This is a genomic window from Lelliottia sp. GFLA7, from assembly GCF_056490165.1.
In genome coordinates, this window is record NZ_JBWLAQ010000002.1 from 738,318 (window position 1) to 765,244 (window position 26,927).

Below are 26,927 nucleotides of genomic sequence, written 5' to 3' on the forward strand. Positions count from 1 at the left end.
GACAGATTGAATTTTGATATGAATCGGGAATGTGCGACTCAGTATTAATCCATAAGGAGCAATGTTCTCAGCCCTGCGGCTTTGTTTTCTATCTCCTGCCACTCTTCCTCGGGAACGGATCCGCTAACAATCCCGGCTCCCGCATAGAGTCTTACCGCGGTGTGACTCACGCGCGCACAGCGCAACGTGACGCAGAATTCGCTTTGCTCCGGGGAGAGATAACCCGCTGAACCGGCGTACCACTCGCGCTCAAAGGGCTCGTTACGCTGAATAAACGCGCGCGCGGAATCACGGGGTAATCCTGCAACGGCCGCGGTTGGCTGCAATAAATGCAGGCATTGCTCATCGTCGGCGAGGTTAAGTTCCGTCCAGATACACCGGCGCAAATGTTGCACCTTTCTCAGGCGCACGACTTGTGCGGGAAGCACCTCCAGCGCCTGAGTATGATGCTGTAAACGCTCGCAAATATCTTCTACTACCAGCATGTTTTCGCGCTGATTTTTGTCGTCGTTGAGCAACCATTCACCCAAACGATGACTCTGCGCGTCATCAGCATGGCTGGCAACCGTTCCGGCAAGCGCTTCAGTACGCAAAAGTGTGCCACGTCGTCGCCACAGTCGCTCCGGGGATGACCCCATGAAAGCGTTCTGCGCATCAAAAATCATGCAGTAATGGTAACAGTTGTGATTGATACGTCGGCTGGCCGCCATCAGTGCAATGGCATTGACGCGTAGGTCAAAGTGCAAATCGGTTGCCCGCGCCAGCACCACTTTTTCAAACTCACCGTGTGCAATGGCATCCGTCGCCTGCGAAACCAAACTCAACCATTCTGGCCGTGCGGGCAGATGCGTTTCACGCACGATCTGGGATGAGAGCGTAGTTATCGGTCTGATGGTCTGCAGCTGCTGCAAAAACTCGAGGGCACGCCGGGCATCGTCTTGCAAAGAGATATCGCTCGACAGGTTTAGCCGTAAACTTGCCATACCGCCCGTGCGCTGCCATAGCAGGCGCGGCAGAAAGAGATGACTCTGTTCAGGGGTAAATGCGTTGAGGCCGCAAATTCGGGTTTCGGCGCAGGCATGGCGGTTATTTAAAAACTGACGAGCGGCCGACAGCGTTGAAAAGTGTTCTGCAGCACCCAGTGCCGCCAGCTCTTCATCACCGTTGCGCTGTTGCCAGTAAAACTGGGGATATGCGATCTGCGCGCCTAGCCAGGCAAGAGGATCAAAAGCATCGTTTAAGGGGAAGGAGACGTCGAAATGACGCAGACCGGGTGTGGCGGGAATATCTTGCTGCAGAAAGTCGCCAAGACGTTCTAGCGCGATGGAAATCGAGTGCACGCGGTTCTCCCCCTATAAAAACCTCATATTATACGGGGTACTGGCAATAAAAAGCAGTACCCACGTATAGGGAGGGGTCAACCGGTGGTGCGTAATCTTAACGACGGGCGAGCAACAGCCCCAAAACCAGTCCCGCAGCGGCACCTACGCCGATACCTTGCCACGGTTTTTCATGCACATAATCATCAGCACGATACACCGCTTTCTTGGCGCGATAATAATAATTATCGGACGCATGACTCACGCGATTTTTCACGTCCTCCAGCGCCTGTTCGGCACGAGCCTTAAGCTCAATGTATTTTTGATCGGCCGGATCGCCCGAAGAACGCAGCACTTCTTCCAGCGTCTCACTTAGCAGCGCCAGATCGTCATCGATACGGGTATCCCAGGATTGAAATGACATAGTTTTCTCCATATGAGTGCATTAGTTCGGTAACTATAGACAACGACAACTCATTGCGCCTGTTTCGTTTCTCTCGCCATGCCGATGTGAGGAATACCATCTTCGTCGTACACGGGAGTGACAGGCACAAACCCAAAGTGAGCATAAAATGTCTGGAGATGGGCCTGCGCACCGAGATATAACGCCTTGTCAGGCCACTGTTTTTCGCATACTGAGAGCGTTTTCTCCATCAGCGCATAACCCAGTTTTTCGCCGCGCGCTTTGCTGCTGATAATCACGCGGCCGATGACGACAGGCTCGACATCTTCGTCACTTTTCAGAATCCTCGCATACGCCACCAGCTCGTTATCCTTCCAGCCGAGAATATGGCGGTTCTCGCCGATCAGGTCATCACCATCAATATCCTGATACGGGCAGGTCTGTTCGACGACAAACACTTCACAGCGCAATTTGAGGATGTCATACAGGACCGGGACGGTCAGCTCGCTGTGATGTAAATCTTGCCACTGAATCATGTCAGGCTCCTTATTGGGTATCATCCCGTTATACTAAACACTTTCTCGTTAGCAAAGAGTCTGATGGCGTTATGGAACTGATTTTTCTCGGCACATCTGCTGGCGTGCCAACCCGATCGCGAAACGTGACGGCAATACTGCTGGATTTGCAGCATCCCACGCGTGCGGGCCTGTGGCTTTTTGATTGCGGTGAAGGCACGCAGCATCAGCTGTTACATACGGCTTATCACCCCGGTAAGCTCGATAAGATTTTTATCACCCATTTGCATGGCGATCATGTGTTCGGTTTGCCTGGATTGTTATGCAGCCGGTCGATGGCCGGAAACGTCAATCCGCTGACTATCTTCGGCCCGGCGGGGATTCGCGAGTTTACGGAAACGGCGTTGCGTTTAAGCGGTTCCTGGACCGATTACCCACTTGAGATCGTAGAAGTTAGCGAAGGCGTGGTGTTCGAAGATGAGCAGTATACCGTGACCGCAGGGGCGCTAAATCACCCTGTGGAATGCTACGGCTATCGCATTGAGGAACACGATAAACCTGGTGCGCTGGACGCCGCTGCGCTGATCGCCGATGGCATAAAGCCTGGTCCTCTTTTCCAGCGTCTGAAGCACGGCGACACGGTGACACTGGAAGACGGGCGCATTGTGAACGGTCAGGATTACCTTTCAGCGCCACAGCCGGGTAAAAAGCTGGTGATTTTTGGCGATACGGCCCCCTGCCCTGCGGCGCTGGCGCTGGCCAGAAATGCGGATGTGTTAGTCCATGAAGCCACGCTCGAAGCGGCGATGGAGGAGAAGGCAAACAGTCGCGGTCACAGTTCCACACGCCAGGCTGCTCAGCTCGCCCGAGACGCATCTGTGGGTAGGCTACTTATCACCCATGTCAGTTCGCGCTACGACGCACAGGGTTGCGAATTGTTGCTGAAAGAGTGCCAGGCAGTATTCCCGGAATGCGAACTGGCGCAAGATTTCATGCAGGTTTGCGTTTAGCCCTTCACTTTTCCCTCCGCGTGCCGATAACGATTAAAAGGCAAGCATCTCACTTGAGGGTAGAATGGATAATTTCCAGAAAGATATTGATGACAGGGCGAATCTCACCCTGTCAAACCGATTCGAACTTTTGCTGTTCCGTCTTGGTACGTCGTTGAATGAAAATAAGTCTGAGCTGTTTGGCATTAACGTTTTCAAACTGCGCGAAATTGTTCCTATGCCTGAATTCACCAAACCTGCGGGCATGAAATCGCCGCTGATGGGGATGGTCAATATTCGCGATCAGGTGATTCCAGTCATCGATTTAGCCGCCGTGGCGGGTTGTAAACCAGCTACCGGGCTGAATATTCTGCTCATTACCGAATACGCGCGCAGCGTGCAGGCGTTTGCTGTGGAATCCGTTGAGAACATTATGCGTCTCGACTGGAAACAAGTTCATGCTGCGACGGCCGTCAGCGGCCGCTATATCACCAGCATCGCGTGTCTTGATGAAAATACAGATACGAACGATCTGGCTATGGTGCTCGACGTTGAGCAGATCCTGTATGACATCACACCATCCAATCACGATCTGCATGCGACCAACCTGAAAACAACCAAATTCAATATCAAGCCTGGTGCTGTCGCGATTGTTGCGGAAGATTCGAAAGTCGCGCGCTCTATGCTGGAGAAAGGGCTGGAAGCGATGAACATTCCTGCCGAAATGCATATCACCGGGAAAGAAGCGTGGGAAAAAATTGGCGTTCTGGCCGCGCAAGCGCAGGCAGAGGGCGTACCGATCACCGATAAAATTTCACTGGTCTTAACCGACCTTGAGATGCCGGAGATGGATGGTTTCACCCTGACGCGCAAAATCAAAACCGACGAAATCCTCAAGCACATTCCGGTGGTTATCCACTCATCCCTTTCAGGAAACGCCAACGAAGATCATATTCGTAAGGTGAAAGCGGATGGCTATGTGGCTAAGTTCGAACTGAACGAACTGTCCGCAGTGATTGAAGAAGTGCTGGATCGCTCAGCGAAGAAAATAGACGGGCCGCTGATTAGCCGCAAGTAGCTGGCTTCGTTGCGGTGCGGGCTCGTCTCTCACCGCGTCCCTTTCCCACTGGGAAAAGGGGCAAACCATAAAAAAACCCGCCGAAGCGGGTTTTTTTGTTTCATGCATCGCTTACATCAACGGCATCGCGTGTTGCACGAGCGTGATCAGCGGTTGCGGATAGATACCGAAGATCAGCACCAGCAGCGCAGAAATCAGCACTACAATACCGCCCGCGCTGTATTGCCAATTGGTTGGCGCATCGCGGTTAAGCTGTTGCGGCGCGCTCAGATACAAGCTGACCGCTACACGCAGGTAGTAGTACAAACCAATTGCGGAACCGATAACCACCGCAGCGGTCAGCCACCACAGACCCGCCTGCACACCGACTGCCAGCACGTAGAATTTACCGATAAAGCCTAGCGTCATCGGGATACCGGCCAGAGACAGCATCATGACGGTCATGACCGCAGACAAAATCGGACGGTGCCAGAACAGACCACGGTAGGAGAACAGTGAATCGGCATCCGGGCCACGGTACGGGCTGGACATCAGGCTGACCACACCGAACGCGCCGAGGCTGCTGAACAGGTAACCTGCCAGATAAACACCGACTGCTTCCATCGACATTGAGCCGTTTTGCAACGCGATCAATGCCACCATCAGGTAGCCCAGATGGGAGATAGAGGAGTAGCCGAGCAGACGCTTGATATTGGTCTGGCTCAGCGCCATCAGGTTACCGAAGATGATGGAAGCGAATGCAATCACGCCCAGCACCACACGTACGGCTTCACTGTCACCCACTGGAGCGTACAGGAACAGACGCATCACCACGCTGAAGATAGCGATTTTGCTCGCCGTCGCCAGGAAGGTGGAAACCGGAGCCGGTGCGCCCTGGTATACGTCTGGCGTCCACAGGTGGAACGGAACCAGAGAAAGCTTGAAGCCCAGACCCACAATCATCATGCCCAGACCCGCCAGCAGCAGCGGTTCATGCAGCATGTTGTCGCCAAGACTCTTACCCAGTGCGACGAAAGAGAGATTACCAGACTGTGCGTACAGCAGCGCAATACCAAACAGCAGGAAGGAAGAGGCCGCCGCAGACAGAATCGTATACTTGATACTCGCTTCCAGAGAGCGCTTCTGACGGTACGCGTAACCAATCAGGCCGAACAGCGGCAGAGAGATCAGCTCAATACCGAGGAACAGCGCCGCCAGATGGTTGGCGTTTGCCAGCAAAATACCGCCCAGTGAAGCGATCAGTACCAGCAGATAAAACTCTTCTTTGTTGTCGTAATAGCCTTCGAGCCACGGGTACGCAAAAGTACAGGTTGCCAGGCTCGCCAGAAGCACCAGGCCGGTGTAGAGCATGGCAAAGCCGTCAACACGCATCAGCGGGGTGACATCCATGGCGCCCGCCTGGCCAACAAACCAGAGGGAGACTAACGCAGCGTTCAGACCCAGAACCGACAGCGTGGCATTCAGGAAGTGATTGCGTCGCCACGCAATGGAGAGCATCACAACCACCACCGTCAATCCGACGATCAGCAGCGGTAGCAGCGCGATCAGTTGTTGTGGAGTTATTGTCATGGCGATTTACGGCCTTGTAGTAGAAGCAGAATTAACAAACCACTGCTGGATGTTACCCATCGCGGAATGCGAGGTATCCAGAATTGGCTGCGGATATAAGCCCAGCAGCACCAGCAGTACGACCAGCAACAGAACGATGGACAGCTCGCGCAGCGACATCCCCGGCAGTTCTTGCGCCGCGATTTCACTCTTCGCTTTACCGAAGTAAGCGCGGTGCAGCATCGCCAGCGAGTAAACGGACGCGAAAACCAGGCCGAAAGTGGAGACAACCGTGATAACCGGAACCACTTTGAAGCTGCCGAACAGAATCATGAATTCGCCGACAAAGTTACCGGTACCCGGCATACCCAGCGTCGCAACCGCGAAGAACATGGACAGCGCTGGCAACCATTTAATTTTGCTCCACAGACCGCCCATCATGCGCATGTCACGGGTATGCAGACGTTCGTACAGTTGACCACACAGAATGAACAGACCTGCCGCAGACAGACCGTGTGCAATCATCTGGATAACCGCCCCCTGGTACGCAAGCTGGCTGCCGGTGTAGATCGCAATCAGTACGAAGCCCATGTGGGAAACGGAGGTGTACGCGATAAGACGTTTGATGTCGTACTGCGTGAATGCCATCCATGCGCCGTAGAAAATACCGATCACACCGAGCCACATCGCAATCGGTGCGAACTCAGCAGAAGCGTTCGGGAACAGCGGCAGTGCGAAACGCAGCAGGCCGTAGGCCGCGGTTTTCAGCAAAATCCCCGCCAGGTCAACGGAACCTGCCGTTGGTGCCTGGGAGTGCGCATCTGGCAGCCAGCCGTGCAGCGGAACAACCGGCATTTTCACTGCAAACGCAATGAAGAAACCGAGCATCAGCAGGTATTCAACACCGTGTGACATTGGCGTTTTCAGCAACTCTTCGTAGTTGAAGGTCCAGACGCCAGTCGCATTGTGATGCACAAAGACCAGCCCCAGGATCGCAATCAACATCACCAGACCACTCGCCTGGGTGTAGATGAAGAACTTGGTTGCCGCCGTGATACGCGTTTTACCGTCGGATGCCTTGTGGCCCCACAGCGCGATCAGGAAGTACATCGGCACCAGCATCATTTCCCAGAAGAAAAAGAACAGGAACATGTCGATGGCCAGGAACACGCCGATGACGCCGCCCAAAATCCACATCAGGTTCAGGTGGAAAAAGCCCTGGTATTTTTCGATTTCTCGCCAGGAGCACAGTACCGCCAGAACACCGAGCAGACCCGTCAGCACCACCATCAGCAGCGACAGACCGTCGATTGCCAGATGGATTGTGATGCCAAAACGTGGGATCCACGGCAGGATAAATTCAGATTGCCACTGCGGAAGGCCCGCAGATTGGGTCAAAGAATAGCCGCCCTGCAACCAGAGTTGCAGGCCAAGCAGAAACGTCAATCCCATGGTGATCAGCGCAATCCAGCGCGGCATCTTCACGCCAAAGCGTTCAGTCTGCCAGCACAGGAATCCACCGATGAAGGGAATTAATATCAACCAAGGCAATAACATAGCTAAGTATGTCCCTTATTTTTACTCCTGCCCAGGCTCTCTCGTTCGTCATATTCAACGTCGATAAGCCTGTACTTCAGGAAAGTAATCTAAATGTATTCTTAGTTCACAGGCCCGGGATTTCACCGGGCCTATTCACACAACCATCAAACTCAACGCAACACCATCAGCAGAGCCAGCACCACAACCGCGCCGATGCTCATCGATGCGACATACCAGCGCAGATAACCGTTCTCGCTCAACAGCAGGCCTTTGCCTGCAAAGCGGGAAAGAATCGCCGGGATGTTCATCATTGAGTTCATCGGGTCACGTTTGAGCAGCCATGCAATACCCAGGAATGGCTTGACGAAAATCTTGTCGTACAGCCAATCGAAGCCCCATGCGTTGTACCACAGGGTACTCAGCAGACGCCCTGGCGCACTGTTGGCAATCGACGTCACCAGAGTACGTTTGCCCAGCCACAGCCATGCAGCAATCAGGATGCCCGCAATCGCGACCACACCCGAGGTGATTTCAAGCGTCAGAACGCGGCCGTGCTCAAGCTCGGTGGTATCTGGCAGTACGCCCTGCAATGGCGGAACAATCATTGCGCCGACGAAAGTAGACAGCACCAGCAGCACAATCAGCGGCAGATGGTGGGTTATCCCCTTCCCTGCATGCGCGTGAATTTGTTCTTTGCCGTGGAAGACGATGAAAATCATACGGAAGGTGTACAGAGAGGTCATGAACGCACCGACCAAACCTGCCACCATCAGATTGATATGACCGTTCGCCATAGCACCAGCAAGGATTTCGTCCTTACTGAAGAAGCCCGCCGTAATGATTGGCAACGCTGACAACGCCGCGCCACCCACCAGGAAGCAGAGGTACACCAGCGGAATGGATTTGCGCAGACCGCCCATCTTGAAGATGTTCTGCTCGTGGTGGCAGGCCAGAATCACCGAGCCAGACGAGAGGAACAGCAGCGCTTTAAAGAACGCGTGCGTCATCAGATGGAAAATCGCCGCATCCCACGCCTGCACACCCAGCGCCAGGAACATATACCCGATCTGGCTCATGGTGGAGTACGCAAGAACGCGTTTAATGTCGGTCTGAACCAGCGCGGCAAAGCCCGCCATTACCAGCGTTACCGCACCCACGATACCGACCAGATGCAGAATTTCCGGCGTCATCAGGAACAGGCCGTGCGTACGGGCAATCAGGTAGACCCCTGCAGTTACCATGGTAGCAGCGTGGATCAGCGCGGAGACAGGCGTTGGACCGGCCATCGCGTCGGCAAGCCAGGTCTGCAACGGCAGCTGCGCGGATTTACCCACAGCACCACCGAGCAGCATCAGCGTCGCCCACGTCAGCATGTTGTTACCTGCTTCGAAGTGAGCCGGAGCCAGTTCCACCATTTCGCGGAAATTCAGCGTGCCCAGTTCGTTGTAAAGAATGAACAGCGCGAAAGCGAGGAACACGTCACCCACACGGGTCACGACGAACGCTTTCATGGCTGCTGCGCCATTCTTCGGATCGGTGTAATAGAAACCGATCAGCAAGTAGGAACAAAGCCCCACGCCTTCCCAACCGAGATACATCAGCAGCAGGTTATCGCCCAGCACCAGAATAACCATGCTCGCAATGAACAGGTTGGTGTAGGCGAAGAAGCGGGAGTAACCCTCTTCACCGCGTATATACCAGGAGGCGAACATGTGGATCAGGAAACCGACGCCAGTGACAACCGACAGCATGGTCAGTGACAGACCATCCAGGACCAGGTTGAAACCAATGTTGAAATCACCTACCGACATCCAGGTCCACAGCGGGACGCTGAAGGCCTGCTTGCCGTTGTTAAAGAAGTCAATTCCCGCATACGCAGTGACCAGCGCAGCTAGGCCGATTGAGCCAATGCCCACCGTTGCGGACACGTTTTCCGACCAGCGGCCGCGGGAGAATGCCAGCAGCACAAAGCCAATCAATGGAAAAATAATGGTTAAGGCAAGCATGTTCATCCACGCAACTCACTTACTGAATCGATGTTCAGGTTCTGGCGGCGACGATGGAGCTGCAGCAACAGCGCCAGGCCAATACTCGCTTCTGCAGCCGCAAGGCTGATCGCGAGAATGTACATAACCTGACCATCAGGCTGACCCCAATAGCTACCGGCGACCACAAAGGCCAGCGCGGAAGCATTAATCATGATTTCCAGACCGATCAGCATAAACAGCAGATTGCGGCGGATAACCAGACCCGTCAGCCCGAGAACGAATAAAATCGCGGCGAGGATCAGTCCATGTGTTAAAGGAATCATGCGCGCTCCTCCGTTTTTCTTTTCGCGCGATCGTCAGTACGATTGCTCAGCACTTCGCCAGCTCGCTCTTCACGGCCAACGTGGAATGCCACAACCAGACCCGCCAGCAGCAGCATCGATGCCAGTTCAACCGCCAGAACGTACGGGCCGAACAGCGCAATACCGACTTCTTTAGCGCTGATTGGCGTACCGTCAATACCCTGGTCGTTAACACCCAGAATGGCGTAAACGATAACCACCAGCATGATGGCCGACAAAATAGCCGGACCAATCCACACCTGCGGTTTCAGCCACTGACGTTCCTGTTCGATTTCAGCACCGCCCAGGTTCAGCATCATCACGACGAACACGAAGAGAACCATAATGGCACCCGCGTAGACGATGATTTCCAGTGCGCCCGCAAAGTGCGCACCAAGCGCGAAAAACACGCCGGAAATAGCCAGCAGCGAGATGATCAGATACAGCAGCGCATGCACCGGGTTGGTGTGCGTGATCACTCGCAGCGTGGCCAGGATGGCGATGAGGCCACAGATATAAAAAGCGAATTCCATTGCCCTTCTCCTTACGGTAACAGGCTCTTGACGTCGATAGGCTTAGCTTCGTTCTCTGCTTCGCCTTTATCTTTGCCGTCGATTGCCATACCCGCCATCCGGTAGAAGTTATATTCCGGGTATTTGCCCGGACCGGAAATCAGCAGATCCTCTTTCTCGTACACCAGGTCCTGGCGCTTGTACTCACCCATTTCAAAATCGGGAGTCAGCTGAATCGCCGTGGTTGGGCACGCTTCTTCACACAGACCGCAGAAAATGCAGCGCGAGAAGTTGATGCGGAAAAACTCAGGGTACCAGCGGCCATCTTTGGTCTCTGCTTTCTGCAGAGAGATACAGCCTACCGGACACGCTACCGCACACAGGTTACAGGCAACGCAACGCTCTTCGCCGTCCGGATCGCGAGAAAGCACGATACGGCCACGGTAGCGCGGCGGCAGATATACCGGCTCTTCCGGATACATCTGGGTTTCGCGTTTAGCAAACGCGTGTAGCCCGATCATCCAGATACTGCGGATCTGGGTGCCGGCGCCTACGAGTAATTCTTTCAAGGTCATGATCTATTCGCCCCTATTGCGCCTGCCAGAGAATGACAGCCGCCGTTACCAACAAGTTGACTAGCGTCAGCGGCAGGCACACTTTCCAGCCGAAGGACATTACCTGGTCATAACGCGGACGCGGTAATGAGGCGCGAATCAAAATGAACATCATCATGAAGAACGCGGTTTTCAGCGCGAACCAGATGAACGGCGGTAAGAACGGACCGTGCCAGCCACCAAAGAACAGCGTGACCATCAGCGCAGAAATGGTGACGATACCGATGTATTCGCCCACGAAGAACAGACCGAATTTCATACCGGAATATTCAATGTGGTAACCGTCGGCCAGTTCCTGCTCGGCTTCTGGCTGGTCAAATGGGTGACGGTGACACACAGCCACACCCGCGATAGCAAAGGTGACAAAACCAAAGAACTGCGGGATCACGTTCCAGATGTCGGCCTGGTTGTTGACGATGTCGGTCATGTTGAATGAACCGGCCTGCGCCACCACGCCCATCAGGGAGAGTCCAAGGAACACTTCGTAGCTCAGCGTCTGCGCGGAAGCACGCATCGCACCCAGCAGCGAGTATTTGTTGTTACTGGACCAACCGGCGAACAGCACCGCGTAAACCGCCAGGCCAGCCATCATCAGGAAGAACAAAATCCCGATATTCAGGTCAGCCACAACCCAGGTTGGGCTAACCGGAACGATGGCGAATGCCAGCAGCAACGACGTGAACGCGATCATCGGTGCAAGGGTAAAGATGACGCGGTCCGAGAATTTCGGAATCCAGTCTTCTTTAAAGAACATCTTGATCATGTCCGCGACCAGCTGGAGTGAGCCACCCCAGCCAACACGGTTCGGTCCGTAACGGTTCTGGAACAGACCGAGCAGACGACGTTCGCCAAAGCTCATGAACGCACCGCAGGTGACAACCACCAGCAGAATGACCACCGCCTTGAGAATGCTTAACAGAATGTCGATAAGATCCGGCGTTAACCAACTCATGCTTGTGCCTCCTGCAGATTATCAAGACGCGCGCCCGCCAGGACCGGGGCAATACCCGGTAATCCCATCGGCAGACCCACCTGCCCTGCTGTAAGACCTTCGGCAATAATCAGCGGCAAGCTGATTGTCTGGCCTTCGTAGCTAAAGGAGATTTGGCTGCCCGCGTTTACGCCAAGCTTCGCGGCATCCGCCGGATTGAGTTTGATGTAGGGCTGCGGCATGCGCGTCTGGAACACAGGGGAACGCTGGGACATCTCATCGCTACCAAACAGATGGTAGTACGGCGCGATACGCCAGTTGCCTTCCTGAGCCTCAAAGCTTGCCGGAACGGTCGTGTAGTAATCCAGACCTGTTTCGCTAGCTTCAATCAGACGTACGCCTGGATCGCCGTGGCGCAGAGAACCGCCCACTTCAGACTGGAATTTGTTCCATGCCTGCGGGGAGTTCCAGCCCGGAGCCCATGCAAATGGAACCTGAGAGCGCGGAGCAGACGGCTGGTTGTTCCCTTCCATTGAGAAGGCAAACATCGTGTCTTTATCCTGCGGCTGACGCGGTTCATGCACGCTGATATTGGCGCGCATCGCAGTACGGCCACTGTAACGGTGTGGCTCACGGGCCAGTTTCTGACCGCGAATACGGAAGCTTGCATCTGGTGCAGCTTCTTTAATGCCAGCCAACTGAGGTAGTTTTTCCACAACCGCATCGATAACGTGGTCAAGCTGCGTCCAGTCCACTTCGTGGCTCTGAACGGTGCTGTGCAGCGAGTGCAGCCAGCGCCAGCTTTCCAGCATCACGATGTTGCTGTCGTAATATGACGGGTCATAAACCTGGAAGAAACGCTGTGCGCGGCCTTCGTTGTTGATGACCGTACCATCGCTTTCAGCAAAGCTTGCCGCAGACAGCACGAGGTGTGCTTTGTCCATAATCGCCGTACGCTGATGGTCGATAACCATCACCAGCGGCGCTTTGGCGAGTGCAGCATCAACGCGTGCAGCAGAGGCATGACGATGCAGGTCGTTCTCAAGCACGATGACGCCATCAGCGGCACCGGTTTCGAGTTCGCTAAGGGCCTCTTCCAGAGAACCGCCGCCGATCATACCCAGACCCATGCTGTTGACCGCGCGAGCAATCATGGTCACGCCAACGTCAGCACCACGGCCTTTTAGGGCTTTCGCAACGTTTGCTGCAGCCTGTATCACGTCAGCACTCCCGGCGTTGGTACCGGAAATAATCAGTGGTTTCTTCGCACCCGCCAGCGCCTGCACGATCACGTCGATCTTGTTCTGCAAATCGCGATCCAGACCGTCAACGGCCGGCGCGCTGTTATCCAACGCATGTGCGATTGCAAAGCCAAGACGCGCCTGATCTTCAACCGGCGCGCGATAGGTCCACGCTGCGATATCGTCAAGACGCGTGTTGTCAACGTTGGTGACAAACAGCGGATGTTTCGCGCGCTGGCCGATGTTCATGATCGCAGCAATCTGCCAGTCAGCCACTTTCTGGGCTGCTGCCATTTCACGTGCTTTACCTTTCACTGCCTGACGAACCGCCAAAGCAACGCGCGCGCCCGTTTGCGTCAGATCTTCACCCAGCACCAGGACGGCATCGTAGGATTCGATTTCGCGCAGCGCAGGGGTACGAATACCGCCTTCACGCAGCACTTTTAGCACCAGTTGCAGACGTTCTTGCTCACCGTTAGCAATGCCGGTGTAGAAGTTTTCTGCACCCACCAGCTCACGCAGCGCAAAGTTACTTTCAACGCTGGCACGTGGAGAACCGATACCGATCACTTTCTTAGACTGACGCAGAATGTCTGCCGCGCCCTGCATTGCCTGTTCGGCGTTCAGGGTGATCACATCGTCGCCACGGCGTTGAACCGGCTGACGTGGACGGTCTTTCAGGTTCACATAGCCATAGCCGAAACGACCACGGTCGCACAGGAAGTAGTGGTTAACGGTACCGTTGTAACGGTTTTCGATACGACGCAGTTCACCGTAACGCTCGCCCGGGCTGGTGTTACAGCCAAGGGAACATTGCTGGCAGATGCTGGGTGCAAACTGCATGTCCCACTTACGGTTGTAGCGCTCGGAGTGTGTTTTATCAGTGAACACGCCGGTCGGGCAGATTTCTACCAGGTTACCGGAGAATTCGCTTTCAAGCGTACCGTCTTCCGGACGACCAAAGTAGACGTTGTCATGTGCGCCATAGACGCCCAGATCTTCGCCATCTGCGTAATCTTTGTAGTAACGCACGCAGCGGTAACAGGCGATGCAGCGGTTCATTTCGTGAGAGATGAACGGCCCCAAATCCTGATTACGGTGGGTACGTTTGGTAAAACGATAGCGACGGAAACTATGACCCGTCATCACGGTCATATCCTGAAGGTGGCAGTTACCGCCCTCTTCGCAGACCGGACAGTCGTGCGGGTGGTTGGTCATTAACCATTCCACCACGCTTTCACGGAACTGTTTCGCTTCTGCGTCGTCGATAGAAATAAAGGTGCCTTCGGTTGCTGGTGTCATACAGGACATCACCAGGCGACCACGCGTGTCTTCCGCGTTTTGATATTGCTTCACCGCACACTGGCGGCAAGCACCGACGCTTCCCAGCGCCGGATGCCAGCAAAAATACGGAATATCAAGGCCAAGAGACAGACAAGCTTCTAGCAGGTTGTCCGCCCCGTTGACTTCGTATTCTTTGCCGTCTACATGAATCGTAGCCATTAGCATGCTTCCAGTTGGCTCGAATAAATCCGAGCGTTAATCAAAATTCAATATCGCTACCAGCGCGCTTTTAGCAGGTTCGGCTGAATCCCGTTTATTGCATGGGTATTGCTGAACTGCTGCTTGATGCCTGCTTCGAATTCTTCGCGGAAATATTTAATCGCGCTTTGCAGAGGCTCAACGGCGCCAGGTGCGTGGGCACAGAAAGTTTTGCCCGGACCAAGGAATCGACACAGTTGCTCAAGTGTCTCGATATCACCAGGCTGGCCTTCGCCACGCTCAAGAGCACGCAGGATCTTCACGCTCCACGGCAAGCCATCGCGGCAAGGTGTACACCAGCCACAAGACTCGCGAGCGAAGAATTCTTCCAGGTTGCGGACCAGCGGCACCATACCAATTTCATGGTCAACGGCCATCGCCAGCGCAGTACCCAGACGGCTACCCGCTTTACCAATGCTTTCAAATTCCATTGGCAGGTCAAGATGCGCTTCGGTCAGGAAGTCTGTACCTGCGCCGCCCGGCTGCCAGGCTTTGAACTTGAGTCCATCGCGCATACCGCCAGCGTAGTCTTCAAGGATTTCGCGCGCGGTGGTACCGAACGGTAATTCCCAAAGACCTGGATTTTTGACGCGACCAGAGAAGCCCATCAGCTTTGTGCCAGCGTCTTTACTGGTAGAGATGTTTTGATACCACTCCACGCCGTTAGCAAGAATAGCCGGGACGTTACACAGGGTTTCGACGTTGTTCACACAGGTCGGTTTACCCCACACGCCGGAGCTTGCCGGGAACGGTGGCTTGGAGCGTGGATTCGCACGGCGGCCTTCAAGGGAGTTAATCAGCGCGGTTTCTTCACCGCAGATATAACGCCCTGCCCCGGTGTGCACGAACAGTTCGAAGTCAAAACCGGTGCCGAGGATATTTTTGCCAAGCAGACCCGCTTCGGTAGCTTCGGCAATCGCACGACGCAGGTTTTCTGCCGCTTCGATGTACTCACCGCGCAGGAAGATGTAGCCGCGGTAAGCTTTCAGTGCAAACGCGGAGATCAGCATGCCTTCCACCAGCAGGTGTGGCAGCTGTTCCATCAGCAGGCGGTCTTTATAGGTGCCGGGTTCCATTTCATCGGCGTTACACAGCAGGTAACGGATGTTCATGGATTCGTCTTTCGGCATCAGACTCCACTTAAGACCCGTGGAAAAGCCCGCGCCGCCACGCCCTTTCAGGCCAGCGTCTTTCACCGCATTCACGATTTCATCCGGCGCCATGCCAGCAAGGGCTTTGCGAGCACCTTCGTAACCGTTTTTGCTTTGATATTCATCGAGCCATACCGGCTGTTTGTCATCGCGCAGACGCCAGGTCAGCGGATGAGTTTCAGCAGTACGAATTACAGTTTTCATTTGTACTGCTCCAGCAGGTCAGGAATCGCTTCCGGCGTCAGATGGCTGTGAGTGTCCTCATCAATCATCATGCTCGGCCCCTTGTCGCAGTTACCCAGGCAGCAGGTCGGCAGCAGGGTAAAACGACCGTCGAACGTCGTTTGTCCTGGCTTGATATCGAGTTTTTTCTCGAGCGCGGCCTGAATTCCCTGATAACCCGTAATATGGCAGACCACGCTGTCGCAATAGCGGATCACATGACGGCCAACCGGCTGGCGGAAGATTTGGCTGTAGAACGTTGCCACCCCTTCCACATCACTTGCCGGAATGCCGAGCACTTCAGCGATCGCATAAATCGCGCCATCTGGCACCCAACCGCGCTGTTTCTGAACGATTTTCAGCGCTTCAATGGAAGCCGCACGCGGGTCTTCGTAGTGGTGCATCTCGTGCTCAATCGCCGCACGTTCTGCCGCACTCAGCTCAAACGCCTCGGTTTGTGGTTGTTGATTCTCGTGCATAATTAGCGGTCCACATCTGACATAACAAAATCGATACTACCCAGATGGACGATCAAGTCGGACACCAGGCTGCCGCGTACCGCCACCGGAATTTGCTGCAAATGCGCAAAGCTCGGGGTACGAATACGAGTACGGTAGCTCATGGTGCTGCCATCGCTGGTCAGGTAATAACTGTTGATACCCTTGGTCGCCTCAATCATCTGGAAGGATTCGTTGGCCGGCATAACCGGACCCCACGAAACTTGCAGGAAGTGGGTGATCAGGGTTTCGATATGTTGCAGCGTACGCTCTTTCGGTGGCGGCGTAGTCAGCGGGTGATCCGCCTTGAACGGGCCTTCCGGCATGTTGTTGAGACACTGCTCAAGAATGCGCAAGCTTTGGCGGAGCTCTTCCACTTTCAGCATCACGCGGGTGTAGCAGTCAGAAACACCGCCGCCAACCGGGACTTCAAAGTCGAAGTTTTCATAGCCTGAGTATGGACGCGCTTTTCGCACGTCGAAATCAATCCCTGTCGCACGCAGCGCAGCACCGGTACAACCCCAATCCAGGGCTTCTTTCGCACCGTAGGCAGCAACACCCTTAGAACGGGCAATCAGAATGGTGTTACGCAGCGCGGCTTTCTCGTAAGAGTCCAGACGCTTTGGCATCCAGTCGAGGAAATCACGCAGCAGCTTATCCCAGCCGCGCGGCAGATCGTGTGCAACACCGCCGATACGGAACCAGGCCGGATGCATACGGAAACCGGTAATGGCTTCGACGACATCGTAGATTTTTTGACGGTCAGTAAAGGCGAAGAAGACCGGCGTCATCGCACCGACGTCCTGAATGAACGTAGAGATATACAGCAAGTGGCTGTTGATGCGGAACAGTTCGGAGAGCATGACACGAATGACGTTCACGCGATCCGGAACGGTAATACCCGCCAGTTTCTCAACCGCCAGCACGTACGGCATTTCGTTCACGCAACCGCCGAGGTATTCGATACGGTCGGTGTACGGAATGTAACTGTGCCAGGACTGACGCTCGCCCATCTTCTCAGCACCACGGTGGTGATAGCCGATATCAGGAACGCAGTCGACAATCTCTTCGCCATCAAGCTGAAGGATAATACGGAATGCACCGTGTGAAGATGGGTGGTTTGGACCGAGGTTGAGGAACATGAAATCCTCGTTTTCGGTGCTGCGCTTCATGCCCCAGTCTTCAGGCTTGAACGTCAGTGCTTCCATCTCCAGATCCTGTTTGGCTTTGGTGAGCTCAAACGGATCGAATTCGGTCGCACGCGCCGGATAATCTTTACGCAGCGGGTGGCCGGTCCACGTTGGCGGCATCAGAAGACGCGTCAGATGCGGGTGACCGTCGAAGGTCATACCAAACATTTCCCAGGTTTCACGCTCATACCAGTTAGCGTTCGGGAAAAGTTTTGTGAACGTTGGCAAGCGCATGTCGTTTTCAGACAATGCCACCTTGAGCATGATATCCCGATTGCGGTCTATTGAGATCAGGTGGTAGAAAACGGAAAAATCCGCCGCGGGTAAACCGTGACGGTGCGTGCGTAAGCGCTCATCCATGCCGTGGAGGTCAAACAGCATGACGTAAGGTTTTGGCAGTCTCTTTAAGAAATCGCCCACTTCCAGTAATTGTTCACGCTTAACCCAAACGACGGGTACCCCGGTGCGGGTGGCCTGAACAGTAAAGGCATCCGGCCCAAAACGGTTGCGCAGTTCGCCGATGACCGGGTCATCCAGATGGTCCCGGGTAAGGCAAGCGGCTTGCGCGGTTAAGTCGGTCATATTGTTCACCATTGCAAATGGTCCGTGGTGACTGTCGGGCATGGCTTCGCGCTATTTGTATAGTGATATGCGAAGGGTTTCTCCACTGCCCGCAGGCGTAAATTAAATTTCGTCAGGCGTACGCAGGTTAGTCACTGCAATACGTTCGCCGCGTTTACGCTCGCGCTCTGATTGCATATTGGCGCGATACACGCCCTGATCGCCAACCACCCAGGAAAGCGGACGGCGCTCTTTGCCGATCGAATCCTGCAGCAGCATCAGTGCCTGCATGTAAGCTTCTGGTCGTGGCGGACAGCCAGGAATGTAAACATCCACTGGGATAAACTTATCGACGCCCTGTACGACGGAATAAATGTCGTACATACCACCGGAGTTTGCACATGCACCCATGGAAATGACCCATTTCGGCTCGAGCATTTGATCGTAAAGACGCTGAATAACTGGCGCCATTTTGGTGAAGCAGGTTCCCGCAACCACCATCAGGTCAGCCTGACGTGGTGACGCACGCAGTACCTCGGCACCAAAACGCGCAACGTCATGCACCGCAGTGAATGACGTCACCATTTCAACGTAGCAGCAAGAAAGACCAAAGTTGTATGGCCAGATTGAGTTCTTACGACCCCAGTTGACCATATCGTGCATGGCATGTTCGAGCTTGCCCATGTACACGCTTTTGTTGATTTCTTGCTCCAAGGGGTCGGTTACGATCTCCTGTTTTTGCAGGGGGTAACGGTCATTCTCACCGTTAGGATCTATGCGGGTGAGCGTATAATCCATCTTATTGCCTCGCTGTTACTGCTGACGATTAGAGTTACTGTTTTCCGGGTTAACCAGTTCACGGCGTGAACGCGTAGGTGTCCAGTCCAGAGCGCCGATGCGCACCAGATAAACCAGACCGGCCAGTAGCACTAAAATGAAAATTGCGGCTTCGACAAAGCCCACCCATCCGCTTTCACGAATTGAGGTTGACCATGCGAACAGGTAGAGCGCTTCAACGTCGAAGATGACGAAGAACATGGCCACCAAATAGAACTTGGCGGACAGGCGTAAGCGTGCAGTACCTACCGAATCGATACCCGATTCAAATGGGGTGTTTTTGTGCCTTGCGCGGGCGCGACCGCCCAGGAACCAGCCGCCGATTAACATCAGGCAGCACAGACCTATGGCAACAATAAGAAAGATTGCGAATGCCCAGTGATGAGCGACGACTTCTGTGGATGTTGACATACTCATTGCTTACTCATCAAAAGTGATACCTTTAGCTCTGCTCTTACTGGCAGATGGACATCACATCGATTCATGGGGAGGAATAAATAACCTTACATCGACTGCCAGAAATGAGACATAGACAGCAAAATGATGTGGTTTTTTACTCCTTTCTATAACCTTTTGTCAACTTTAACAAAGGTTTCTTCACATTAAATCACACGGATCAATTCTCATTAACATTTCATGCCCTTTAACCCTGGTGGGTGGATGACTTTACGTCAACTGCAGGCTGTTGAATCGTGTCCGTTTTGCAGTAAAAGTAATATTACCCTCCTATTTTGACAGGATTTGCCGCTGATTCCTCCCCCCAAAGAGGAGTATTTTCTTGATCTGAGACACGCTTTTGTTAATCCAACCAAAAAAACAGCAACATTTTTACTGTTTTTTTAACATTGACGGCTAAAGCAAAATTTCAAAATCAAAATGCCCACAAATCCACCAAAATTAATTATCCAGATGAAAATAAACAGGTATTTTTAAAAGGCATAATAATAATAGTGATATTGTTGTCAAAAAAAAACCACTCCGCGAGAATTGCTGGCGAGTGGCCTTTTTTTACAATTACAAATTGTTACGAGGATTTTAGGATATAGATCACTGAAAATCCTTTTCAACGACAAGGGAATCATCCCCCCCTTCAGGAGTAAGATTCTCGTATTGCCACGGATTATGGTAGCTCACCATCGCGTCGAACACGATTTTAGCCAGTTCATTATTGCTGGCTGTGTTGTGACACAGGAGATATTCCGTGTCCGGTAGCATTGGCAGTCCATCTGCACGGCCTAACACACGTAAATCTGGACTCATCATCTCAACAGGACGTGCCGTGACGCCCAGTCCAGCCTTAACAGCGGCGCGTACTGCTGGCAACGTAGAAGCCACATAAGCCAGACGCCATGGAATATTGGCTTCATTCAGTGCATTAAGCGCCATATCGCGGAATGGACTTGGATCGTCAAGCAACACCAACGGAATTGGATCGCCTTTTTGCAGCACATATTCTGCGGCGCAGTACCAGTGCGTCGGAGACGTCCGCAGCGTCAAACAATCGAATTGTCCAGGGCGATGTGTAGTTACCACCAGATCAACTTCGTGCTCTTTTAGCATATCGATCATAAACGCATTGCGTTTTACGCTCACATCTAGCGCAAGCTTCGGATAAACCGAACTAATGCGATTAAGCAAAAATGGCAAGATCGTATCAGCCGACTCATCAGATGCACCTAAGGTTAGCACGCCCTGAAGGTTACTAAACATTAATGACATACATGCTTCATCATTGAAGCGAAGTATCTTCCTGGCGTAACCCAGAAGCTGAATTCCATGCTCGGTTAAGAGCTTATTGCGGCCATGACGGGCGAAAAGTTCTTTACCAACAAGCTGTTCCAGTCGCTGCATCTGCTGACTAACAGCCGACTGGGTACGACACACAGCCGCAGCAGCGGCTGCAAATGTATTGAGATCAGCGACCGCAACAAAAGTTCTCAGCAGATCGAGGTCGAGATTCATTATCGGACGATTTGCATTTATCATATCTATTCACTTACTAGTTGCTCGTGCGGAGCTGCCCGACCGGCAGACTACCTGACAGATAGTTATTGGCTGGTGTATAGCAAAAGTCAGAAACAACGTTCCATGACGATAATTTTATTCTCTTAAGCGTTAAGAATATTTAGAGGTTTTGCCGATCCAGGTAAATTCCATTAAAGAAATTTCAAATCAGCCTCATCTTTCAGGCAACACGGCTACAGCAGCAAGAGTGTCGCATATCCGTTATAACAGAGATAATTCTTACAATAACAATCAATTAATACAGTCAAAACAGAAAAAAATACACTGAAATGTAAACATTCATCCGTTTTACTGAGACAACATCTTAACTCAAACCCGCTTTATTTATAAGTATTATCGCACCATCGCCGATTAAACGATGTTGATATAGCGCTAAACTAATTTTATTAAAATTAACGAAAGTTAAGATTTAAGCGTCAATAATAAATAAACATTAATTTAGATTAGGTTTATTCATTAATACTGCTTAACATTATTTTCACACGCGTAACGTTTGTCAAAATTAAACATTTACCAAAGATAGTAAGAAGCATTCCGATTTTACGAAAAGTCACCCGAGGAAACCATTCCAGACGCATCCACTTTGGATGCTCAACCTTAGTTTCAAACAGGATAAAATACAATAAAAATTTTACCCATCAAGATATAACACTAAAAAACAATGATTGAGCAAACACATTAACCATGAAAAGGCTAAATCTTCAGATAAAGACATTCCACATCATTTTCTTCACTCAACAAAATCTTCTACTGCACACCCTTCAAAATGCAGCGCGGTGGGAGTACATTGTTTCGTGCTGACTTCCACGGCAGGGAGTGGCAATAACAGCTAAAAGGTCAAAGATTCATGTCCCCTATCGAAAAATCCAGCAAATTAGATAACGTCTGTTACGACATCCGCGGCCCCGTTCTCAAAGAGGCGAAACGCCTTGAAGAGGAAGGCAACAAAGTTCTGAAACTCAACATTGGTAATCCTGCGCCATTTGGTTTTGATGCGCCGGACGAAATCCTCGTTGATGTGATCCGTAACCTCCCAACGGCCCAAGGCTACTGTGATTCAAAGGGGCTGTACTCCGCCCGTAAAGCGATCATGCAGCACTATCAGGCTCGCGGTATGCGTGATGTCACCGTTGAAGATATCTATATCGGTAACGGCGTTTCCGAATTGATCGTGCAGGCTATGCAGGCGCTGTTGAACAGCGGCGATGAGATGCTCGTTCCCGCGCCGGATTATCCGTTGTGGACTGCCGCCGTATCGCTCTCGAGCGGTAAAGCCGTGCATTATCTGTGTGATGAATCTTCTGACTGGTTCCCGGACCTTGACGATATCCGCTCTAAAATCACGCCACGCACGCGCGGTATCGTTATTATCAACCCGAACAATCCAACCGGGGCGGTCTATTCCAAAGAGCTGTTGATGGAGATCGTTGAGATCGCCCGTCAGCACAACCTGATCATTTATGCCGACGAGATTTACGACAAAATCCTGTACGACGCGGCACAGCACCACTCCATCGCGGCGCTGGCACCCGATCTTCTGACGGTCACCTTTAACGGCTTGTCAAAAACTTACCGCGTGGCGGGTTTCCGCCAGGGATGGATGGTCCTTCACGGTCCGAAAAAGCACGCTAAAGGTTATATCGAGGGCCTGGAAATGCTGGCGTCGATGCGCTTGTGTGCCAACGTTCCGGCGCAACACGCGATTCAGACTGCGCTTGGCGGGTATCAAAGCATTAGCGAGTTTATCGTGCCAGGCGGGCGCCTGTATGAACAACGTAACCGCGCGTGGGAATTGATTAATGATATTCCTGGCGTGTCGTGCGTGAAGCCGAATGGCGCACTCTACATGTTCCCGAAAATTGATGCCAAGCGCTTCAATATTCATGATGACCAGAAAATGGTGCTCGATTTCCTGTTACAGGAAAAAGTACTGCTGGTACAGGGTACAGCGTTCAACTGGCCATGGCCTGACCACGTTCGTATCGTTACCTTACCGCGCGAAGACGAGCTTGAAATGGCAATCAGTCGATTTGGCCGTTTCCTGTCCGGTTACCATCAGCTGTAACCTTCATCAGGCTGCCCACGGCAGCCTGATTTGCATCTTGCCTCCCCTCCCCGCACAATGAAATCTGTCGCAGTGAAAGACAAAAGGTAACTTATGAGTCAAAGTCATTTCTTCGCCCATCTGTCCCGCCTGAAACTCATCAACCGCTGGCCGCTCATGCGCAATGTGCGTACCGAAAATGTCTCCGAGCACAGTTTGCAGGTGGCGATGGTCGCCCATGCGCTAGCGGCGATTAAAAATCGTAAATTCAATGGAAACGTCAACGCCGAACGCATTGCCCTGCTGGCGATGTATCACGACGCGTCAGAAGTGCTAACTGGCGATTTACCAACACCGGTCAAATATTTCAACTCGCAGATAGCACAAGAATATAAAGCCATAGAAAAAATAGCCCAGCAGAAGCTGGTTGATATGGTTCCAGAGGAGTTACGCGATATTTTTGCGCCGCTCATCGACGAACATCAGTGCAGCGAAGAAGAAAGATTATTGGTAAAACAGGCCGATGCGTTGTGCGCCTATCTGAAATGTCTGGAAGAACTTTCTGCGGGCAACAACGAATTCTTGCTTGCGAAATCGCGCCTGGAAAAAACGTTAGCATCACGACGCAGTGAAGAGATGGACTATTTTATGCAGGTCTTTGTGCCAAGTTTTCAGCTGTCGCTGGATGAGATAAGTCAGGATTCACCGCTGTAAAAATCTCGCCCGGTGACAACCGGGCGAATGCATTAAAATGGGAAAAGAACCGGGATCAGCACGACGCACACCATCATCACTAAAAGCGTAAACGGCACACCAAGCTTAACAAAATCGCTGAATTTATAATTTCCGGGTCCCAACACTAGCGTATTTACCGGTGATGACACGGGCGTCATAAACGCAGCGGAAGCCGCCATCGCCACCATCATGGCAAATGGATAAGGTGATACTCCCATTGATTTCGCCATCGCCAAAGCGATAGGCGCCATCAGGACAGCCGTTGCGGTATTGGAAATAAAGAGTCCAATCGTCGCGCACATCACAAACAGACACACTAGCATCATGTAGGGACCGTAACCCCCGCCGACGTCCATCAATCCTTTGACGACCAAATCCACGCCGCCTGTTTTTTGCAGCGCCAGAGCAAATGGCATCATCCCCACAATAAGAATAATGCTTGGCCAATGAATAGCTTTATAAGCACTTTCGGCATCGATACAGCGGAATTTCCCCATCAATAAACAGGCAACTATCGCGGCGATAGGATTAGGGATTTCGTCGGTTAGCATCAATGCCACCATGAGGACCAGACAGAAAATGGCGTGCGGAGCCTGGCTATGAGCGGGTGAGGCGTCACTCTCTTCTATAGGCATATTCAGCACCACAAAGTCGCGCCCTTTTTGCCCCAACTGGCTGATGAGCTTCCAGTTTCCTACGACGAGGAAGATATCACCCAACTGTAACGGCTCATCCACCACCGCCCCTTCCACTGCCACGCCATCACGCTTTAGCCCCACGACGTTAAGGCCATAGCGGGTACGAAAACCCATTTCACGCACGGTTTTGCCCAACAGTTCGGATTCTGGAATAAGTGAAACTTCCGCCATTCCTACGTCAAGCGCCTGATCGGAGAAGTATTCCCCGCGCAGCACCATCGGCTCCAGCAGTTGTTCAGCGCAAAACTCACGTAAATCAACATCGGCCGTCGACATATCGATCAGTAAAACGTCTCGCGCACGGAACTCCGATACCCCGTTGACGTTGACAATGACGCGCCGAAACCGCCGCCAGCGTTCGACACCAATAACATTCGCGCCATAACGCTCGCGCAGCTTGAGATCATCAAGGCGCTGACCGATCAGCGGCGAACCCGGGCGGATCGCCAGACGGCGTGCACGCCCGGTTAGACGGTACTCTTTGATCAGATCGCGGAAGGTCCGTCGACGCCAGCCATCTTTATTTTTATGGAGGGGATCCCCTTTCAGGGCAAAACGGGTCAGCAGCATGTAAAACACGCCAAGAACCAACACAACCAGACCAATAGGCGTCACGCTAAAGAAGCTGAAGCCCGCGTACCCTTCTCGCAATAGCTCGCTGTTCACCACCAGGTTTGGCGGCGTCGCTACGAGCGTCATCATCCCGCTGATGAGCCCTGCAAAACTCAGCGGCATCATTAACCGCGAGGGTGAGGTTTGCATACGCATTGAGACGCTCAGCACGACCGGGATAAAAATAGCGACCACGCCGGTGGAACTCATAAACGCGCCAAGACCTGCCACCGTGAGCATCAGGTAAATAAGCATCTTGGTTTCACTGCTACCCGCCACTTTAACCAGCCACGAGCCCATCACCGTCGCTACCCCGGTTCGCACCAGCCCGTCACCAATAATAAAGAGGGCGGCAATCAGAATGACGTTGGGATCGCTAAATCCAGAGAAAGCTTCAGGAAGCGTAAGCGTACCACTCAGTACGAACGCGACAATAACCAGCAGCGCAACGGCGTCCATGCGTACTTTGCCAGTTGCAAAGAGAATAATGGCGATAGCGAGCAGGCTGAGCACCCAAATCAATTCACCGTTCACAACATGTCCTTGTCAGGGGGGAAAAGGAGAAATTTTGCCACAAAAAGGCCCCAACACTGTGGGGCCAATTCATGAGATTACATTTTCAAGGAGACGGTCACATTTCCGTCTGAATTCCTGTGGACTTCAAGAGTTTCCAGCGAAGAGATCACGAAGTCGACCTCGTCCAGCCGGGGTGAACCGGTCGGCACATTGACGGCAATCACATGGCTTCCGGCGTTAAGCCCCGCCAGCACACCGGCGGCTGCGTCTTCGACCACCACGCAATCGGCAGGGTGAAGCCCCAACAATTCCGCACCTAACAAAAAGGCGTCCGGCTCAGGTTTACCGCGTTTCACTCGTTCTGCCGTGACGAAAACTTCCGGTAACGGGAGTCCCGCCGCATTGTGGCGCGCATGCGCGACCGGAACCGAACCAGACGTCACAATAGCCCATGGAATGTGTGCTTCATTCAAATGCTGGAGCAGTTCAATTGCCCCCGGTAGCGCAACGATGCCATCGGTATCTGACGCTTCGATTTGCTCCAGATACGTGAACTCGGACTGAATTTCGTCTTCGCTTCTTCCAGGCAGAAAATGGCGGAGAGAAGTAATGGCCTGTTTGCCATGGATAAAATTCAGCACGTCCTGATGGTCAATGCCATGCCTGTCGGCCCAATGGCACCATGAACGCTCGACAACCGGCAGCGAATCCACCAGCGTACCGTCCAGATCAAACAGAAAACCTTTACACTGCACATTCACCCCCTCAGGCATTGATGATTTGTTGGATCTCGTTGCTGCTTAAATGATACTGACGCGGGCATGAATGCCACACGCTCAACATCCGTTGGTATTTTTCCCACATGGGGGTTTGCGAGTTAAAGCCATGCGTGCCCGCATCAAAATGGGTGTAACGCCCTTCCGTGTTGACCATGAAGCGGACGTAACTCAGATAGCGTGATTCGGTGGCGACATCAAAGCCCAGGAACGTCACGCGACGCTCATCAATGGTTTGGGCATCTTTCAGGTTGGTCCAGGAAACGTGCAGCGCGTGGTACATCTCCATGATGTCGATAACGGTGCGACAGGTTTCTTCCTTCAATTCACCAAACTCACGGTCCAGCTCGCGCATCTGCAAACCAAAGCCACGTTCGACGATGGTTTGCAAGCGGCGGTAGCGCTCAGCGTTGTCGGGATCAAGCATGGTCATCATTTTGTACTGATTGGACAAAATCAGACGTTGAGCGTTGGTCATTTCCATCTTTCGACTCCTGTTGCGC

The 26,927-nt window shown here is 52.8% G+C and carries 24 protein-coding genes; 4 read left to right on the plus strand and 20 right to left on the minus strand.

The window, feature by feature from the left end:
* Window positions 1–44 precede the first annotated feature (44 nt).
* From menF to AC07RN_RS09050, 3 genes are all read right to left on the minus strand, one after another.
* On the minus strand, window positions 45–1,340 hold the full coding sequence (gene menF, locus AC07RN_RS09040) for an isochorismate synthase MenF (RefSeq protein WP_478336170.1): 1,296 nt from the start codon (window positions 1,338–1,340) through the stop codon (window positions 45–47).
* A 97-nt stretch (window positions 1,341–1,437) separates the two neighbouring features.
* The gene (gene elaB / locus AC07RN_RS09045; protein ID WP_015959814.1) at window positions 1,438–1,743 is read right to left on the minus strand and encodes a stress response protein ElaB; all 306 of its coding nucleotides are present in this window, start codon (window positions 1,741–1,743) and stop codon (window positions 1,438–1,440) included.
* Between the two features lie 50 nt (window positions 1,744–1,793).
* Window positions 1,794–2,258: a GNAT family N-acetyltransferase gene (locus tag AC07RN_RS09050; protein WP_478336171.1), complete on the minus strand. Its 465-nt coding sequence runs from the start codon at window positions 2,256–2,258 to the stop codon at window positions 1,794–1,796.
* Between the two features lie 71 nt (window positions 2,259–2,329).
* Between AC07RN_RS09050 and rnz the strand changes: the two genes are divergently transcribed.
* The gene (rnz, locus tag AC07RN_RS09055) at window positions 2,330–3,247 is read left to right on the plus strand and encodes a ribonuclease Z (protein ID WP_478336172.1); all 918 of its coding nucleotides are present in this window, start codon (window positions 2,330–2,332) and stop codon (window positions 3,245–3,247) included.
* Window positions 3,248–3,311: 64 nt separating this feature from the next.
* Entirely contained in the window at window positions 3,312–4,304 is a 993-nt protein-coding gene (locus AC07RN_RS09060) for a chemotaxis protein (RefSeq protein WP_015959817.1), read from the plus strand.
* A gap of 111 nt (window positions 4,305–4,415) precedes the next feature.
* On the opposite strand, the gene nuoN is transcribed toward AC07RN_RS09060, so the two are convergent.
* From nuoN to lrhA, 14 genes are all read right to left on the minus strand, one after another.
* Window positions 4,416–5,873, minus strand: a complete 1,458-nt coding sequence (gene nuoN / locus AC07RN_RS09065; protein WP_015959818.1) for an NADH-quinone oxidoreductase subunit NuoN — start codon at window positions 5,871–5,873, stop codon at window positions 4,416–4,418.
* Window positions 5,874–5,879: 6 nt separating this feature from the next.
* Entirely contained in the window at window positions 5,880–7,409 is a 1,530-nt protein-coding gene (gene nuoM, locus AC07RN_RS09070; RefSeq protein ID WP_015959819.1) for an NADH-quinone oxidoreductase subunit M, read from the minus strand.
* A gap of 152 nt (window positions 7,410–7,561) precedes the next feature.
* Window positions 7,562–9,403, minus strand: coding sequence for an NADH-quinone oxidoreductase subunit L (gene nuoL, locus AC07RN_RS09075; protein ID WP_478336173.1), 1,842 nt, complete (start codon window positions 9,401–9,403; stop codon window positions 7,562–7,564).
* Window positions 9,400–9,702 carry an NADH-quinone oxidoreductase subunit NuoK gene (nuoK, locus tag AC07RN_RS09080; RefSeq protein ID WP_015959821.1) on the minus strand — a complete coding sequence of 101 codons (303 nt, stop codon included), beginning with the start codon at window positions 9,700–9,702 and terminating at the stop codon, window positions 9,400–9,402. Before nuoK ends, nuoL begins: the two co-directional genes overlap by 4 nt.
* On the minus strand, window positions 9,699–10,253 hold the full coding sequence (nuoJ, locus tag AC07RN_RS09085) for an NADH-quinone oxidoreductase subunit J (protein WP_015959822.1): 555 nt from the start codon (window positions 10,251–10,253) through the stop codon (window positions 9,699–9,701). Before nuoJ ends, nuoK begins: the two co-directional genes overlap by 4 nt.
* Window positions 10,254–10,264: 11 nt before the next feature.
* Window positions 10,265–10,807: an NADH-quinone oxidoreductase subunit NuoI gene (nuoI, locus tag AC07RN_RS09090; RefSeq protein ID WP_015959823.1), complete on the minus strand. Its 543-nt coding sequence runs from the start codon at window positions 10,805–10,807 to the stop codon at window positions 10,265–10,267.
* A 13-nt stretch (window positions 10,808–10,820) separates the two neighbouring features.
* Window positions 10,821–11,798 carry an NADH-quinone oxidoreductase subunit NuoH gene (gene nuoH, locus AC07RN_RS09095; RefSeq protein ID WP_015959824.1) on the minus strand — a complete coding sequence of 326 codons (978 nt, stop codon included), beginning with the start codon at window positions 11,796–11,798 and terminating at the stop codon, window positions 10,821–10,823.
* Window positions 11,795–14,521, minus strand: a complete 2,727-nt coding sequence (gene nuoG, locus AC07RN_RS09100) for an NADH-quinone oxidoreductase subunit NuoG (RefSeq protein WP_478336174.1) — start codon at window positions 14,519–14,521, stop codon at window positions 11,795–11,797. The genes nuoH and nuoG overlap by 4 nt, the downstream gene beginning before the upstream one ends.
* Before the next feature lie 56 nt (window positions 14,522–14,577).
* Window positions 14,578–15,915, minus strand: coding sequence for an NADH-quinone oxidoreductase subunit NuoF (gene nuoF / locus AC07RN_RS09105; RefSeq protein ID WP_015959826.1), 1,338 nt, complete (start codon window positions 15,913–15,915; stop codon window positions 14,578–14,580).
* The gene (gene nuoE, locus AC07RN_RS09110; protein WP_015959827.1) at window positions 15,912–16,412 is read right to left on the minus strand and encodes an NADH-quinone oxidoreductase subunit NuoE; all 501 of its coding nucleotides are present in this window, start codon (window positions 16,410–16,412) and stop codon (window positions 15,912–15,914) included. Before nuoE ends, nuoF begins: the two co-directional genes overlap by 4 nt.
* A 2-nt stretch (window positions 16,413–16,414) precedes the next feature.
* The gene (gene nuoC, locus AC07RN_RS09115) at window positions 16,415–18,214 is read right to left on the minus strand and encodes an NADH-quinone oxidoreductase subunit C/D (protein ID WP_478336175.1); all 1,800 of its coding nucleotides are present in this window, start codon (window positions 18,212–18,214) and stop codon (window positions 16,415–16,417) included.
* 90 nt (window positions 18,215–18,304) lie between these two features.
* The gene (gene nuoB, locus AC07RN_RS09120; RefSeq protein ID WP_015959829.1) at window positions 18,305–18,979 is read right to left on the minus strand and encodes an NADH-quinone oxidoreductase subunit NuoB; all 675 of its coding nucleotides are present in this window, start codon (window positions 18,977–18,979) and stop codon (window positions 18,305–18,307) included.
* A 15-nt stretch (window positions 18,980–18,994) separates the two neighbouring features.
* Window positions 18,995–19,435 carry an NADH-quinone oxidoreductase subunit NuoA gene (gene nuoA, locus AC07RN_RS09125; protein WP_015959830.1) on the minus strand — a complete coding sequence of 147 codons (441 nt, stop codon included), beginning with the start codon at window positions 19,433–19,435 and terminating at the stop codon, window positions 18,995–18,997.
* 630 nt (window positions 19,436–20,065) lie between these two features.
* On the minus strand, window positions 20,066–21,004 hold the full coding sequence (lrhA, locus tag AC07RN_RS09130) for a transcriptional regulator LrhA (protein WP_015959831.1): 939 nt from the start codon (window positions 21,002–21,004) through the stop codon (window positions 20,066–20,068).
* A gap of 886 nt (window positions 21,005–21,890) precedes the next feature.
* Here lrhA and alaA point away from each other — a divergent pair.
* The gene (alaA, locus tag AC07RN_RS09135) at window positions 21,891–23,108 is read left to right on the plus strand and encodes an alanine transaminase AlaA (RefSeq protein ID WP_015959832.1); all 1,218 of its coding nucleotides are present in this window, start codon (window positions 21,891–21,893) and stop codon (window positions 23,106–23,108) included.
* Between the two features lie 93 nt (window positions 23,109–23,201).
* Window positions 23,202–23,801: a 5'-deoxynucleotidase gene (gene yfbR, locus AC07RN_RS09140; protein WP_478336176.1), complete on the plus strand. Its 600-nt coding sequence runs from the start codon at window positions 23,202–23,204 to the stop codon at window positions 23,799–23,801.
* A gap of 32 nt (window positions 23,802–23,833) precedes the next feature.
* Here yfbR and AC07RN_RS09145 read toward each other — a convergent pair whose 3' ends face one another.
* The 3 genes from AC07RN_RS09145 to AC07RN_RS09155 form a co-directional block, all read right to left on the minus strand.
* Window positions 23,834–25,666, minus strand: a complete 1,833-nt coding sequence (locus AC07RN_RS09145; RefSeq protein WP_235133758.1) for an SLC13 family permease — start codon at window positions 25,664–25,666, stop codon at window positions 23,834–23,836.
* Between the two features lie 77 nt (window positions 25,667–25,743).
* The gene (locus AC07RN_RS09150) at window positions 25,744–26,403 is read right to left on the minus strand and encodes a sugar phosphatase (protein ID WP_478336177.1); all 660 of its coding nucleotides are present in this window, start codon (window positions 26,401–26,403) and stop codon (window positions 25,744–25,746) included.
* 10 nt (window positions 26,404–26,413) lie between these two features.
* Window positions 26,414–26,908: a YfbU family protein gene (locus AC07RN_RS09155; RefSeq protein ID WP_015959836.1), complete on the minus strand. Its 495-nt coding sequence runs from the start codon at window positions 26,906–26,908 to the stop codon at window positions 26,414–26,416.
* Between the last annotated feature and the right edge of the window lie 19 nt (window positions 26,909–26,927).